The 14,801-nt window shown below is 57.2% G+C and carries 13 protein-coding genes; 4 read left to right on the top strand and 9 right to left on the bottom strand.

The window, feature by feature from the left end:
* A partial coding sequence (locus V7665_RS07070; RefSeq protein ID WP_335663833.1) for an acyl-CoA dehydrogenase family protein occupies positions 1–446 on the bottom strand: 446 nt, incomplete at its 3' end.
* Between the two features lie 113 nt (positions 447–559).
* On the bottom strand, positions 560–1,774 hold the full coding sequence (locus V7665_RS07075) for an acyl-CoA dehydrogenase family protein (protein ID WP_335663834.1): 1,215 nt from the start codon (positions 1,772–1,774) through the stop codon (positions 560–562).
* A gap of 148 nt (positions 1,775–1,922) precedes the next feature.
* Between V7665_RS07075 and V7665_RS07080 the strand changes: the two genes are divergently transcribed.
* The 3 genes from V7665_RS07080 (at position 1,923) to V7665_RS07090 (ending at position 6,060) form a co-directional block, all read left to right on the top strand.
* Entirely contained in the window at positions 1,923–4,154 is a 2,232-nt protein-coding gene (locus V7665_RS07080) for a molybdopterin-containing oxidoreductase family protein (RefSeq protein WP_335663835.1), read from the top strand.
* 176 nt (positions 4,155–4,330) lie between these two features.
* Entirely contained in the window at positions 4,331–5,095 is a 765-nt protein-coding gene (locus V7665_RS07085) for an SDR family NAD(P)-dependent oxidoreductase (RefSeq protein WP_335663836.1), read from the top strand.
* A gap of 149 nt (positions 5,096–5,244) precedes the next feature.
* Complete coding sequence (locus V7665_RS07090) at positions 5,245–6,060, top strand: DUF2189 domain-containing protein (protein WP_335663837.1); 816 nt, start codon at positions 5,245–5,247, stop codon at positions 6,058–6,060.
* Positions 6,061–6,069: 9 nt separating this feature from the next.
* On the opposite strand, the gene V7665_RS07095 is transcribed toward V7665_RS07090, so the two are convergent.
* Complete coding sequence (locus V7665_RS07095) at positions 6,070–6,888, bottom strand: universal stress protein (RefSeq protein ID WP_335663838.1); 819 nt, start codon at positions 6,886–6,888, stop codon at positions 6,070–6,072.
* Between the two features lie 270 nt (positions 6,889–7,158).
* Complete coding sequence (locus tag V7665_RS07100) at positions 7,159–8,511, bottom strand: aldehyde dehydrogenase family protein (protein WP_335663839.1); 1,353 nt, start codon at positions 8,509–8,511, stop codon at positions 7,159–7,161.
* 438 nt (positions 8,512–8,949) lie between these two features.
* Here V7665_RS07100 and V7665_RS07105 point away from each other — a divergent pair, with 438 nt between their 5' ends.
* Positions 8,950–9,984, top strand: coding sequence for a rod shape-determining protein (locus V7665_RS07105; RefSeq protein WP_335663840.1), 1,035 nt, complete (start codon positions 8,950–8,952; stop codon positions 9,982–9,984).
* An 80-nt stretch (positions 9,985–10,064) separates the two neighbouring features.
* On the opposite strand, the gene V7665_RS07110 is transcribed toward V7665_RS07105, so the two are convergent.
* From V7665_RS07110 to V7665_RS07130, 5 genes are all read right to left on the bottom strand, one after another.
* Positions 10,065–10,523, bottom strand: a complete 459-nt coding sequence (locus V7665_RS07110) for a MaoC family dehydratase (RefSeq protein WP_335663841.1) — start codon at positions 10,521–10,523, stop codon at positions 10,065–10,067.
* Positions 10,524–10,646: 123 nt separating this feature from the next.
* The gene (locus V7665_RS07115; RefSeq protein WP_335663842.1) at positions 10,647–11,561 is read right to left on the bottom strand and encodes an SDR family NAD(P)-dependent oxidoreductase; all 915 of its coding nucleotides are present in this window, start codon (positions 11,559–11,561) and stop codon (positions 10,647–10,649) included.
* 75 nt (positions 11,562–11,636) lie between these two features.
* Entirely contained in the window at positions 11,637–13,178 is a 1,542-nt protein-coding gene (locus V7665_RS07120) for a WS/DGAT/MGAT family O-acyltransferase (RefSeq protein WP_335663843.1), read from the bottom strand.
* A 232-nt stretch (positions 13,179–13,410) separates the two neighbouring features.
* Positions 13,411–14,562 (bottom strand): EAL domain-containing response regulator, encoded by a 1,152-nt coding sequence (locus V7665_RS07125; protein ID WP_335663844.1) that lies wholly within the window; start codon positions 14,560–14,562, stop codon positions 13,411–13,413.
* Between the two features lie 15 nt (positions 14,563–14,577).
* On the bottom strand, positions 14,578–14,801 hold a 224-nt coding region (locus V7665_RS07130), incomplete at its 5' end, for a DUF1153 domain-containing protein (RefSeq protein ID WP_335663845.1).

Raw genomic sequence — 14,801 nt, forward strand, 5'->3', positions numbered from 1 at the left:
GTGCCGCCGCTCTCGACCGCCGTGACGTCGATATTGGCCAGATCCCAGTCGCCATTGTCCTCGCGCAGGGCGAGCGTTGCCACCATCCCTGCCGCGATTTTTGGCAGCCACTCGGCCTGCTGGGATTCGTTACCGCCAGCCAGCAGGGCCTGGGCCGCCAGCGTGGTCGAGCCAAAAGGCGTGCTCATCAGATTGCGGCCCATTTGCTCGGCAATCGGCACGACTTCCGCCATCGACAGGCCAACCCCGTCATGCGCCTCGGGAATCGCGATCGCCAGCCAGCCGAGTTCGCCAATTTCCTTCCAGATACCGGGATCATAGCCAAGATCGTCGTCGATCAGTCCGCGCACCTTGTCGATCGGACTCTTGTCGCGACAGAAATTGGTTGCCACGTCCATCAGTTCAATCTGCTCTTCGGTTGTCCCGATTGTGCCTAAATTATCCATATATTCCCTCAATTTCCAAACTGAACCGTTAGTGGTGAGCCTGTCGAACCACGCTTTTCGTCGACAGGCGTCCTTCGACAAGCTCAGTACTAACGGCGACTATCATCAGTATCCTATCTTGTTTTCGGCAATCCGAGCGCATGTTCCGCTACGATATTCCGCTGAATTTCGGAGGTACCGCCACCGATGGTAGCCGAAAAACTGTTGAGATAGCTGCGATGCCAATAACCGTCATCGACTGCATTTTCGTCGCCGACATAATAGCCGGCCTTGGTGCCCTGAAAAGCGAGCGAGAATTCGGTCAGTTCGCGGATCAATTCGGTGCGCGCCAGCTTGTTCATCAGCGGCAGTCCCATCGGCCGGTCCTGCATCAATTGCGGCATCCGGCGGCGGGTGTTGTTCAGATTCAGCGCCTGGATATCGATCATATATTGGGTCATCTTGTCGCGCATCACCGGATCGTCGAGCAACGGCTTGCCATTGCGGACCGAATTTTTCGCCAGTTCGACAATTTCCATCACGTCCAGTTCCTTGACGAAATAGCCGCCCACGGGCTTGACCTTGGCGCCGCGCTCATATTCCAGCGTCTTCATCGCCATCGACCAGCCATTGCCTTCGCCGCCGAACAGGCAGTCGCCGGAAATGCGGGCGTCGGTGAAGAAGGTCTGGACGAAGCCATATTCGCCGGTCAGCTTCTTGATCCGGCTGGTGGTGATGCCGTCAATCTTCATCGGATTGAGGAAGAAGCTGAGGCCCGCATATTTATTCGGTGCGTCAAAATCGGTGCGCGCGAGCAGGATCATATATTTTGCGCGGTCACCCAGCGAGGTCCAGATCTTGGAACCGTTGAGAACATAGTCGTCGCCATCCTTGACCGCTTTCAATTGCGCATTGCCCAGATCGGAACCATTTTCCGGTTCGGAAAAGCCCTGACACCAGATATCTTCGGCGCTCAACATCGGTTTGATGTATTTCTGCTTCTGCTCTTCGGTGCCAAGATCGAGAATCAGTGGTCCGGCCCAGCCATTGCCAATCGCATTGATCATGATTGGCGCGTCATATTTCTTCATCGCCCGGGTAGCGACGCGCTGATATTCGCTGTGCAGACCGCCGCCGCCATATTCCTTGGGCCAGCTGGCACCAAGATAGCCGGCTTCATAGACCTTGCGCTGCCAGTCGCGGAGGAAATCAAACTGCTGGTCAGTCGACACTTCCATGAAGGTCAATGGCAGCATGAAGCCGGGATCGCGCACGGTATTTTCCTTGAACCATGCGTCGGCTGCTTCCGCATAATCCTTCAGTTCAGCTGCACTCGGTTTGTCGGCCATAGGTCTTGCTCCAGATTTCCTGTCAATAGGGCCAGTGGCTCGGCCCCATTGCCTGCGATATTGCTTGAATCACTAGTGGGTTAATTGAACGATTAAATAGCAAAAAGCAATGGCCGGAACCTGCTAAATTGAGCCTGTGGAGAGAAAAATGATCAGCGAAACTTTTAGTGGACAAAAACATGTCATGTGCCGGGCCTGTCATGCCCATTGCGGATTGATCGTAGATTTCGAGGACGGTGTCCCGGTCAAGACCCATGGCGACAAGGATAATCCCGAATTTGAAGGCTATAGCTGCATCAAGGGGCGGCAGCTGGCCAATTATCACAGTTTCGACACGCGGCTGCTGACCAGCTACGCGGGCATGAAACAGGGCGAGAAACAGGCGATAAACTGGCACACTGCAGCGCAGGAAATTGCCGGACGGCTGGAACGGATCATCGACGAACATGGCCCCGATGCGGTAGCCTCCTATGTCGGCACGTTCGGCTATAATAATGTCAACGCCCATGCCTTCATGCTGGCGCTGATGGAATCGATCGGATCAACCTCGGTCTATGACAGTGTCACCATCGACCAGCCGGGCAAGGGCATTGCCCGCGCGCTGATCGGGCCTTGGCTCGCCGGTGCACCGCGGGTCGGCGACTGGGACGGGCTGATGCTGATCGGCACCAATCCGGTGGTGTCGATGAACGGTGGGCTCGGCATGAACCCGGCGAAGAAGCTGCACGATGCGAAGAAGCGCGGGATGCAATTGATCGTGATCGACCCGCGCGTGACCGACAGCGCAAAGCAAGCAGATATCCACCTGCAGTGCCGCCCCGGCCAGGATCCGATATTGCTGGGCGCCATTGCCAAGGTCGTGATCAACGAAGAGCTGTACGACAAGGATTTCGTCGCCGGTGATGTCGAGGGTTTCGAAGCGCTGAAAAAAGCCGTGCAACCTTTTGATGCCGGACCGGCTGCCGATCGAGCCGGCGTCGCGGCAGAAGATATCGTGCGCGCAGCGCGCATGTATGGCAGCTGGAAGAAAGCCAGCATCAGCGGCGGCACCGGCACCAATATGTCGGGCGGCGGCAATATCACCGAATATCTCAACCTCGCGCTGACCTCGATCATGGGCCACTGGCTGCGCGAAGGCGATCTCAACCGCCGCACCGGCGTGTTCACCAAGCCCGCACCGCCAATTGCCGCCACGCCCGGCCCGATGCAGGCCTGGGGTTTCGGCCGAAAATTGCACAGCCGCGATCTCGAGCAAAGTATTTCGGGCATGCCGACCTCGGCTCTGCCGGATGAAATTCTGACGCCTGGTGACAAGCAGGTGAAGGCCCTGATCGTGTTAGGCGGCAATCCGATGCTCGCCTGGCCCGATCAGCTGAAAACTTTTGAGGCGATGAAGGCTCTTGATCTGCTGGTCTGCATCGATCCGCGCATGTCGAAAACCGCCGAACTGGCCGATTATGTCATTGCACCCAAGCTGCATTATGAAGTGCATGGCAATACGGCGGCACCGGAAATCTATGGCGGCTTTGGCGCTGGCTGGGGCTTTGAAAATAATTATGCGCAGGCCAGCCTGCCGATCATGGACGTGCCGGAAGGCGCGGATCTGTGCGAGGAATATCAGTTCATCCACGCTTTGGCGTCGGAAATGGACAAAACGATCAAGGTCAAGTCCTGGGCGCTGCTCGCCCATCCCGACGAGCGCGAGGAAAAGGCGACATCTTTCCCGCCGGGCGAAACCCCCGATCCGATCAGCGCGTGGAAAGCCTCACTCAATGGCTGTCCGGCGGATATCGCCGCACTGTACGAAGATGAAGCGGTGCAAAAGGGCAAGATCGTTGAAGCGCAGGCGCTGCTCGTGCAACCGAAACCGGCTGGCTGGGAAGGCAAATTGTCGGTTGGCAATGGCGCGATGATGGAAGAATTGGAAGCATATGCCGCGAAGCTGGGTGAGCCGGTCGAGGATGGCGAGTTCCCCTTCCGGATGATCGGACGGCGGATGACCGAAATCCACAACAGCAACTGGCACGAAGATCCGGTCCAGCGCAAACGCGTGCCGCATCACCCCGCCTTCATGCACCCGACCGATATGGCAGCGCTCGGCCTGTCCGAAGACCAGCCGGTCGAGGTGGAATCGGCGCGCGCCTTCATCAGCTGCGTCGCCAAGGCCGACAAGACCGTCCGTCCCGGCTGTGTCTCGCTGCCGCATAGCTGGGGCACCAATCCCGATGAGAAAGAGGATCCGCTGGGCGCGGGCGGCAATACCGGGCGGCTGTCGTATAACGACCGCGACTTTGACAAGCGCACCGGCATTCCGTTGATGAGCGCAATTCCCATTCGGGTAAGAGCGAAACAGGCGGAAGTGCTGGAAGCGGCGGAATAATTTTCATCCTCTCCCATGGGGAGAGGCAACGAAGACTTGGCCGATAGGCTTGGTCGCAGTCGGTGAGGGGTTATCCCTGCAAAGTTGAAAACCCCTCACTGAGTTCCACTAGCCAGAAAAGCTGGCAAGTTTCACTTGCCTCTCCCCATGGGAGAGGAAAAACTCGGAGAAGAACCATGACCAACCCCCTGTTCGACCTCACCGGCGAAGTCGCCGTCATCACCGGCGCCGGTCGGGGTATCGGCGAAGGCATGGCCAGGACACTGGCCGATGCCGGCTGCAATGTCGTCTGCGCCTCGCGCAGCATCGACCAGATCAGCCGTGTGGCGGACGAAATCAACGCCAGCAACAGTCGCGGCCGGGCGATTGCCCATGCCACCGATGTCACCAGCGCCAAGGATATGGACGCGCTCGCCCAGCGCGCGGTGGACGAATTTGGCAAGCTCGACATCTGGGTCAACAATGCCGGTGGCTCGCTGGTGTCCGCGCCGCTCACCGAACTGGATGAAGCGGAATGGGACAAGACTCTGGCAACCAATCTGACCTCGGTCTTCTATGGCGTCCGCGCGGCCTGCAAGCATTTTGGCGAGGGCAGCCGGATCGTCAACACCAGCTCGCTGGCCGCACAAGACCCGTTCCCCGGCAGCGGTCATTATAGCGCCGCCAAGGCGGGCGTGCTGATGCTCACCAAAACGCTCGCCCATGAACTCGGCCCGAAAACGCGGGTCAACGCGATCCTGCCGGGCTTTGTGCCGACCGAGACGGTCAAGGGGGCGCTGAACATGACGGATGAGGATTTCATCGGCTTTGCCGACAAGCTCGGCTTGCCCGCCGGACGGCTGGGCACGCCGCAGGATATCGGCGCGCTGACGCTATATCTTTGTGCCCCGGCTTCGGAATGGGTGACCGGCCAGTGTATCAGGATCGCCGGCACGGTTTGAGTCGCTATCCCTGTGATTGATTGAAGAGCAGAGCCCCCGATAATCCAGCAAGCGGCAGAGCGCGCCAAACGAGCCGTGCCCCAGCGAAACTTGATATAACGGAGAAATTGATGCATTCTCCTCTGATATTTCCACGGGGAGGAGATGTCATGAGCACAAGCAAACAGGCTCAGATCGCGCCATCAGCGGTCGCAAGCGATCTCAAGCTGGGGGACCTTCGCGCCGCACTGGCAGCGGGTTGGGGTGATTTCAGGGCCTATCCGGCATTTGGGCTGTTCTTCGCAGCCATTTATGTGATTGCGGGCATGTTCATCTATTTTGCCCTTTTTGTCCGCGGCGAGGTTGCCTGGCTGGTCCCGGCCGCAGCGGGATTTCCGCTGCTCGCGCCCTTTGTCGCCGTCGGACTTTATGAAGTGAGCCGCCGCCGGGAAGCCGGCCTGCCGATGAGCTGGCGCGCGGTCCTCGGGGCATTGCGGGGGCGCGGCGACGAGCAAATATTGAGCATGGGCGTGATCCTGTTCGTCGCATTCGGATTCTGGATCATGGTCGCACATGGCATTTTTGCCATATTTCTGGCGGAATCCGGCATCGGATCAGAATCAATTGCGCTGCTGGCCACCGGCGCGGGCCTGATGATGTTGCTGGTCGGCACTATCGTCGGGGCGCTGATGGCACTGGCCTTTTATGCGATCACCGTCGTCAGCCTGCCGATGCTGGTCGATCGCAATGTCGATTTTATCACGGCGATCATCGTCAGCCTGGCGTCCGTGCGCTCGAACAAATTTGTCCTGCTGATCTGGGCGATAGTCATTGCGGTTACCCTGTTTGTCGCGATGCTGCCGCTGTTCCTGGGGTTGCTCGTCGTGCTGCCGGTACTCGGCCATGCCACATGGCATTTATATCGCCGCCTGACCGGCGAGGCCGTTGCAGAACATCAGGAAGCGCTTGCTCCAGAACTGGCCTAGAATCGGAACCTAGGCAGGTTTTCTGACCATCAACACATCGACTGGCGACCAGCCCATCATTTCGCTGGCGCGGCTGCCGATGGTTGCCATGACAAAACCGCCCCGCCCGTGCGTTCCGAGGACCAGCAGATCAAAATCGCCAGTATCGAGCATATTGTGGACCGACTGGTGCAGATTGCCTTCGACGAGATGAGGGGTGACCCGCGACGCATCGCTCTCCGACAGGTTCATGCCGGCCATGAAATCCTGCAATTCCTTTTCCGCATCGGACAGCATTTCATCCGCGACGCCGTCGGATTTCAGCCAGGCTTCATAAGCGACATGATAAGCATGGACGAGCTCGATTTTTGCGCCAGGGAAAAACTCCAGCGCCGTGCGAAGCGCATGAGCGGAAAAATCGGAAAAATCGGTCGCCACCAGGATACGGCCATAATTGGCCCGCGGTCGTTCTTTGACGATCAACACCGGGGCAGCCGCGTGGTGGAGCAGATGATCGACCGCCGTGCCGAGGAAAAAATCGGAAATATCATTGTGGCGGGCAGCGCCGACAATGATCAGGTCGCTGTCCAGCTGCACCGCCGTATCAGCGATGACGTGAGCCGGTTTGCCATAGTTGATCGCCAGATTGCAGCCCTCGGCATCCGCCCCGTAGTTGCGCAGCAGAAGCGCCTCGACTTTCGCAATATCCACCTCGGTCTTGGGGCTGTTTACAAACAACAAGGTCCGATCCGCATTCCAGATGTCGGCGAGCATTTTGGCCCGGGCGAACGGCCGGTCCCCTCTGGCTGTCAGATCGGTGGCAAGCAAGATTTTCGTCGGTGCGGGCATGAAATGTAGCTCCTGTAAGTTCAAACGACTGAGCGTCGGCCCTGCCATAGCGGAAGCGGGGCCGTTTTTGATCTTCGACAATAACCGCTTTGCAGATGCCCGAAATCAGTATCTGTACGGAGATGATCTCTATCATGATGGAAGCTAACAGCCGACAATCAAAAAAGCAGCAGCATTTCCGATAGAAAATACTGCTGCTTTTGGAACTTCGTCGCTGACATGGTCTTCACGCCCGCCCGATCGCACTCGCCGGTGGTCATGACATCGCTATCAGCCCTGATGCATATATACGGCGCGTTCGTGGGAGAAGGCCTTGAAACCGAAATAGCCGTGATAGCTGCCCATGCCGCTCTGGTTGACGCCGCCGAAGGGCAGGTTGTTTTCCAGATAATGCGAGAACACGCCGTTCACGGTCACGCCGCCGGATGAGGTCCGGTTCAGGACCTTTTCGACATTGGCCTCATTGTCGCTGAACAGATAGAGCGCCAGCGGCTTGTCGTGCGCCTCGATATAGCCGATCGCCTGGTCGAGCGTTTCATAGGTCATCACCGGCAGCAACGGCGCAAAAATTTCTTCCTGCAATATCGTCATTTGCGGTGTGACGTCGGTCAGCATGGTGGGGTGGACCGTAAGATCGGCTTCATCGAACGTGCCGCCGACGGCGACGGTCGCGCCCTTTGCAACCGCATCGTCAAACAGGCCCTTCACGCGGTTGAAATTGCCCTCATTCACGATCTGCGCAATGGCTTCCTTGTTGATCGTGCCGTCCTCGCCATAGAGATTCTGCGCGACGTTGGTGCGGAAGGCTTCGACCAGCTGCTCCTTCTGCTCTTCCTTCACGAACACATAATCCGGGCATATGCAGGCCTGGCCGCCGTTGAACTGCTTGGCGCCGGCTAGCGCCGCGCCGATCTTGGCAATATCTGCGCCCTCATCGATAATGACCGGCGACTTGCCGCCCAGTTCCAGTGTGACGGAGGACAGATGCTTGGCTGCGGCCGCCATCACCAGCTTGCCGACACGGGTACTGCCGGTGAAGAAGATATGACTGAACGGCAGGTCCAACAGAGTTGTGGCAACGCTGACATCACCCTCGAACAGCGCCACTTCATTGTCGTCGAACACTTCCTCGACAATGGTCTTCGCGATACTTGCTGTCGCCGGGCATAGATCGGTCAGTTTGACCATGCAGCAATTGCCTGCGGCAATGGCCGCCGCCAGCGGACCAAAGGTCAGGCCGAGCGGAAAATTCCACGGGCCGAGGATCAGACACACGCCGCGCGCCTCATAGACGATTTTTGCCTTGTCCTCGGGGTTCATCGAAGGAATGACATCGGTCGGCGTCATCCATTGATCGAGATTGTCGATATTGCGCTGAATATTTGCGGTCACGTTCAACACTTCGGTTACCCGGATTTCCTGCTCGGGCTTGCGGGTATCCTGCAGCACCGCTGCGACTATATCGTCGGCATGTGCCTCTACTGCGGATTTCAGCTTCTGCAGCTTGGCCTTGCGCTGCTCGGCCGTTGTGGCTTTGACATCCCATTGATGCGCGCTCTGCAAAGCGAATATACGGGCGATTTCATTCGATATATCTTGTGTCTTCTGAGCGGAGCTGGACATGATCATTCCTGTCTAAAATTATATAGCGGCTGGCTATTATCTGTAAGTTCTACATACAATAATACATGATTTGGGATAGATGCCAAATCTTTAATCCGGCTTTGTTGTTCACCGCCTGACATGGCATTCCGGATGGGCCGGGCCGAAAGGCGATCCTGGTCCATATCATATTGCCTGCCCTGCTGGCTATCGCACCATCACGCACCGCCGGTTGAAACGTCTTCGCCCGTCCATGAAGAGCAGTTTGCCGCAATATGCAGATGCCCTAACGGCTCGCTGCAGAACGCTTCAACCGAATTTTGCACCTATATGACGAATGGGCAGACCGCTGGCGTGGAATGACTATACAGCGCAGGTTCATTGGCGCACTGTCACCCAATATTTCCCATCATGTGCCAGTGGCATTTTGGCCGCTCTAGTTGAAGTACCCCCAATTTTATGCACAGTTTTTTCAAGCTCCGGTCCCATGACCTGGCGATCGATCTCGGTACGGCCAACACACTTATCTATGTGCGCGATCGCGGCATCATGCTCAACGAACCTTCCGTCGTTGCGCTCGAGACCATTGACGGGGTGACAAAGGTGCGCGCCGTTGGCAGCGATGCCAAGCTGATGATGGGCAAAACGCCGAACAATATTGAGGTCATTCGCCCGCTCAAAGACGGGGTCATCGCTGATCTTGATGTCGCGGAGCAGATGATCAAGCATTTCATCCACAAAGTGCACAAGAAAAAGACCGGAATGTTGCGGCGTTTCGATATTGTGGTTTGCATCCCCTCCGGCTCGACCAATGTGCAGCTTCGCGCCCTTCGCGTTGCGGCCTCCAATGCCGGCGGATCCGGCATATTTTTCATAGAAGAGCCAATGGCGGCGGCGATCGGCGCAGGAATAGCGGTCACCGAACCTACTGGTGCGATGGTGGTCGATATTGGCGGGGGAACAACGGAAGTCGCGATATTGTCCCTGCAGGGACTGGCTTACAGCACATCTATCCGCATGGGCGGTGACAAGATTGATGATGCCATTGCCTCGCATATCCGCCGCAAGCATAATCTGGCGATCGGTGAAACCACCACGGAATTGGTCAAACATGAAATTGCCAGCGCGATGAGCCCGGTCGACGGCGGACGGACCATGCATATCAAGGGACGCGACCTGGTCAGCGGCATGCCGAAAAAAATTGCCATCACCGAAGCGGAAATTGCCCATGCCATCGCCGAACCGGTCGGCCAGATCGCCGAGGCCGTGCTCAATGCACTCGAGCATAGCAAGCCGGAACTGGCGGCGGACATCATGGATCAGGGTATTGTCCTGACCGGCGGCGGTGCCTTATTGGGGCGGATTGACGAATTTATTGCCGAGAAGACCGGACTGGCGGTCACCATTGCCGATGATCCACTGACCTGTGTTGCCAATGGCGCAGGCCGGGCGATGGAAGATCCGCTGCTTCACAACGTGCTGATCCCCGCCTGAGACCGGCGGAGCGGACCAATCACGAAAAAGGGCCCCGAAACCAGTCCGGAGCCCCTCATTCGAAATATGATATTATCGGCTTAGCCAACCACGATCATCACCAGTGAGGTGGCGATCAGCGCCGGCGTCTCGATGCCGTCAATCTCGACAACAACATTGTAGGTCAGCAACCAGCGGCCCGGCTGTTTCTCGACCGCATCGACCAATGTGTGGCGTCCGCGCACCTTGGATCCGGCGCGGACCGGGTTGAGGAAGCGGACCTTGTCAAAGCCATAGTTGATCCCCATAACCGTGCCTTCTAGACCCAGCGTCGTGCCGTAGGATAATTTGGGCAACAGCGAGAGTGTCAGCAGGCCATGGGCGATGGTGCCGCCAAAGGGTGTGGCCTTGGCTTTTTCTTCGTCAATATGGATGAACTGATGATCTTCGGTGCAATCGGCAAATTTGTTGATCCGGTCCTGACCGACTTCAACCCAGTCGGAAACACCGACCTCCTTGCCCTTCCAGGACTCGAGTTCGCTTGGTTTGATTACTGGCATGTTTTTTCTCCTAGATAGCGTTTTGCGAACCGTTAGCCCTGAGCCTGTCGAAGGGTGCCTATCGACGAGAGGCGTGGTTCGACAAGCTCACCACTAACGGAAATTCCAAAGCTTCGCTTTTGACTAGCCCTTCATGACTTCCTGCATCCGGCGGAAGAATTTACCGCCCTGACCGCCGCCATTGGCATATTCCTGCATGCCGGTTTCGTCGAGAATCTGGTCGATATTGTCGGCAATCGCTTCGGCGCTGCGTTCTTCAACCGGCAGCCAGATGCCTTCGGTTTCGAAAATTTTCGCCGCCGCATAGCCGCCAGCACCGGCGGTCAAAATCGTTTTCGATGGCGCGCCATCGCTGCACAGGTAAACCACGGCCGGGGTGACCGCTTCGGGCACCAGAGCCGCCAACGCTGCTTCAGGCATGATGTCTTCGGTCATGCGGGTCGCAGCAACAGGCGAAATACAGTTGGTGTGAATGCCCTTGCCCGCGCCTTCCTGATGCAGGCTGTTCATCATGCCAACCAGAGCCAGTTTCGCGGCGCCATAATTGACCTGGCCGAAATTGCCATAGAGACCCGTCGAAGACGTGGTCATCACGATCCGGCCATATTGGCGTTCGCGCATATGATCCCAGACTGCCTTGGTGCAATTGGCGCTACCGGTCAGATGGACATCCATGACGAACTGGAAATCTTCCATGGTCATTTTGTGGAAGCTCTTGTCGCGCAGCACGCCGGCATTGTTGACGAGAATGTCGACATGGCCCCATTTGGCAATCGCGTCGGCGACCATTTTCTCGACCGCTGGCATGTCGGTGACGCTGCAACCGGCTGCCATGGCTTCGCCGCCTTCGGCTTCGATTTCGGCAACCACTTGCTCGGCCACGGTGGCGGAACCACCAGTGCCGTCGCGGGCGCCACCAAAATCATTAACGACAACCTTGACGCCGCGCCGCGCCAGTTCCTTGGCATGTTCGCGGCCCAGGCCAGCGCCAGCTCCGGTGACGATGGCGACGCGGTCGTTAAATTCTACTTTGCTCATGGCGAGTCCTTCTTTAATTGAATGATTAACGAAAGCGATGCGCAATCAGGCCCGACGAGTCAAGCGGCAAGGCCGCTATTTTGAAGCCGTTTTCATCCGGCGCCTGCCTGCCGTAGCGGCAGAAGCGGATACACGCTTTTTCGGCTTTTTCGGTTGCTTGGCCTTCTTGGTCTTGGCCGCTTTCTCCACCGCCGCCTTTTCCTTGGACGCCGCCCCCATCAGGTCGGCAAAGCTGCGGGAAATGCAAGTCGCATAAAATTCCGGATCCGGCATGATATTGCGGTCGGCCAGAAAGGTCAGGATGACATTGCCGTTATAGCTGGTCACGACGTGGAACAGTCCCTGCCCCTCGGCCAGGATTCCCATGCCAAAGCTTTTGACCAGCTTGGCGCCGGCAAAATACATCGGCACCATCGGTCCCGGGACATTAGTGACAACCGTATTCACCGCCGGATTGAGCCGTTCGACCAGCCCGGCACGAACCATCATCTTGGTCCCTGCCGCCGTCAGACCGGCCGGCATCGCGCCCGACAATTCCATCAGCGTCTTGGCACCCAGCGCCTGGGTCATCGCCTTGGATCGCCGGGTTTCCTCCATGATGAATTTCAGCCGCTCGCCAGCATCTGCGAGATGGGTGCCGACGCCGACCTGCATCATCGTCACCTGATTGCCGGCGCTATCCTTGTCATCATCTGTCCGCACCGATACCGGCGCGCCGATTTTCAGCGTCTTGTCCGGAAGGCCATCCTTGGCTTTCAGATATTCGCGCATCGATCCGCTGACCACCGCGATCATCACGTCGTTCACCGTGGCGCCAGGGAAGGCCTCGCGGATTTTCTTGATGTCGGACAAGGCAAATTCACGCCCGTCGAAGACCCGGTGCGGGCTCAGCTTCTTGTTGAAGCGGGTCTTGGGGATGCTGCCCTTCGCATCATCGCGCTGACGATATTGCCGCTGGACGTCGAGCAGCCGTTTCGGCATCGGCAGGAGCTTCTGCAGATTCTGCAGCCCGCGTACCGGATTGGCGATATTGTTGAACTGGGCCTTGGCCAGCAATGTGATCGGATTGGGATCCTTTTCCGGTTCGAACTGCATATCGAATGTGCGCGGTTTCATCTCGGCATCGAGATCGTGCAGCGCCAGCGTCATTTGCAGGCCGGACTGGCCGTCAATCGCGGCATGGTGCATCTTGTGCAGCATCGCGAAACTGCCCTTGGGCACGCCCTCGACATTGTCCAGCCCCTCGATCACCGTATATTCCCAGAGCGGCTTGTTCATGTCCATCGGCCGGGCATAGATGCGCGCCGCCTGGATGCACAATTGCCGCCAGTCGCCCGGCTTCGGCAGGGCAATATGGCGGACGTGATATTCGAGATCGAAATTCGCGTCATCGACCCAATAGGGATGATCGAGATCGAGCGGCACCCGCACCAGTTTCTGGCGGAAAATCCGTGCTCCGTCGAGACGCCCTTCGATATAGCGCAATATGTCCTTGAACCCGACCTGGCCGCCGGGTGCGGTCGAGGGGTCATAAATCAGCAATTGTCCGATATGCATCGGCGTGTTCGGTGTTTCCGTATAAGCAAACATCGCATCCAATGCGCTAAGCTGTTTCATGGCATTTCCTTCAAGCCGCTCTAATGACACACATCATAGTGTAAATTGATCCGATATGCGAATCCGTTAAGTTTCAGGAATGCTGGTCGGCGACTTTTGGTTGTGCTTTTTGCTGATGGCTGTCGCGCCTTCGTGAACAGCGTCAGAATATCGGGCCCGGATCCCGCGAAAAGACCAGCAAGACCAGGCCGGAATCGCCCCTGCGGCTCTTGATACTGTATCGACCCGACAATCAGAAGCCGCGCCAGTCCTTGACCAGATATTGTGGTGGCACGGCGCGGCCCCAGTGGAATCCCTGCCCATGATCGGCGCCAAGCAGCCGCGCTTTTTCAAGATGGAAGGGCGTTTCAATGCCCTCGACCACCGCCTTGGCACCCCGCATATGACAGAAATCAATGATCGAACCCAGGATCGCGATCGGCATGCGATTATTGCAAAAGGCCCAGAAAATTTCCTTGTCCAATTTCAATTCGGCAAATGGGATTTCTGCGATCCGGTCGAGATTGCTGTGGCCGGTGCCATAATCGTCAATCGACACGGCAAGTCCATAGCGGGTCAACATCCGGCAGATTTCAGCAACGACCTTGATATTGGCAACCCGGTTCTCCTCGGTGATCTCCATGATTACCGACCCGCGCAAATTCGGGGATTTGTGCAATCGGGCAAAAAGCGCATCGACGAAATCAGCCTGGGTTAGCAATATCGCGCTGCAGTTGAAGGATACCGGCACGCTTTTGCGGGATTTGCGCAGCGCGCCCGCCAATTTCATCACCTGATCGATGACATTGATCGTCGCCTCTATTTCGAGAGACATTTCCGTTGCGGCTGAAAAAATCGTTGCCGGACTGATCGCGCACCTTGTTTTCAGCCGCGACAAGCCCGCATAACCGACCACACGGCCGTCAGCCAGAGCATGTTTGGACTGAAATTCGACGACGAGATTATCGAGCAATCGGTCGCTGGCAATCAGCGCCTTTATATATTCCGAGTCCAGATCGACCTTCTGACTGTCTTGCGCATGTCGATCAATCAGCTCGGCGAGCATATCGGGTTCGAACGGCCTGGCTATAGTGGCGACGATTTGCGCCTTGCCTGCACGCGCCGATGCTGCGCTGCCATGTTGCAGCTTTGCGTCTGTTCCGGTCATCAGAACCAGCGGCAATTTGCGCCCAACATTGCCGAAATTGCGCAACAGGCTCGCGTTTTTATGGGAGAGCATTTTTTTGTCGGCGACGATGACATTGGGAGCAAAGGCTCTGGCTCCATTCTCATCTCCCGGCGAATAGATACAGGCTACGGATATTGCGCGCTGCTCGAGACCGTCCTGCAAAAAACGCGCAAAGGCGCTCTCTTCGTCGATGACGAGAACACGACTATTTGGCATCGCTTGGGCTTTCGGTTAATGAAGATCCGGATAGGGATCTTCAGGCGGTTGCGACCCTGCGAGATCGTGCTGTTCCTGCCGTGCCCGATCTTCTGTACGATATTGGGAAAGATAGCTGATTCGCAACCCGGGCAACCCGGACTTGTCGATGGATTCTTGCCAGGAAAGAAATTCTTCGAGCGAAAGATCATAACGGTCGCATGCTTCCTCAAGAGTCAGCAAACCGCCGTTCACCGCAG

Source organism: Parasphingorhabdus sp., assembly GCF_036964675.1.
Lineage (GTDB): Bacteria > Pseudomonadota > Alphaproteobacteria > Sphingomonadales > Sphingomonadaceae > Parasphingorhabdus.

Excerpts from the sequence above, each read along its gene's own strand:
- V7665_RS07075 (WP_335663834.1), bottom strand. The coding sequence starts at position 1,774 with ATGGCCGACAAACCGAGTGCAGCTGAACTGAAGGATTATGCGGAAGCA.
- V7665_RS07080 (WP_335663835.1), top strand. The coding sequence starts at position 1,923 with ATGATCAGCGAAACTTTTAGTGGACAAAAACATGTCATGTGCCGGGCC.
- V7665_RS07085 (WP_335663836.1), top strand. The coding sequence starts at position 4,331 with ATGACCAACCCCCTGTTCGACCTCACCGGCGAAGTCGCCGTCATCACC.
- V7665_RS07090 (WP_335663837.1), top strand. The coding sequence starts at position 5,245 with ATGAGCACAAGCAAACAGGCTCAGATCGCGCCATCAGCGGTCGCAAGC.
- V7665_RS07095 (WP_335663838.1), bottom strand. The coding sequence starts at position 6,888 with ATGCCCGCACCGACGAAAATCTTGCTTGCCACCGATCTGACAGCCAGA.
- V7665_RS07100 (WP_335663839.1), bottom strand. The coding sequence starts at position 8,511 with ATGTCCAGCTCCGCTCAGAAGACACAAGATATATCGAATGAAATCGCC.
- V7665_RS07105 (WP_335663840.1), top strand. The coding sequence starts at position 8,950 with ATGCACAGTTTTTTCAAGCTCCGGTCCCATGACCTGGCGATCGATCTC.
- V7665_RS07110 (WP_335663841.1), bottom strand. The coding sequence starts at position 10,523 with ATGCCAGTAATCAAACCAAGCGAACTCGAGTCCTGGAAGGGCAAGGAG.
- V7665_RS07115 (WP_335663842.1), bottom strand. The coding sequence starts at position 11,561 with ATGAGCAAAGTAGAATTTAACGACCGCGTCGCCATCGTCACCGGAGCT.
- V7665_RS07120 (WP_335663843.1), bottom strand. The coding sequence starts at position 13,178 with ATGAAACAGCTTAGCGCATTGGATGCGATGTTTGCTTATACGGAAACA.
- V7665_RS07125 (WP_335663844.1), bottom strand. The coding sequence starts at position 14,562 with ATGCCAAATAGTCGTGTTCTCGTCATCGACGAAGAGAGCGCCTTTGCG.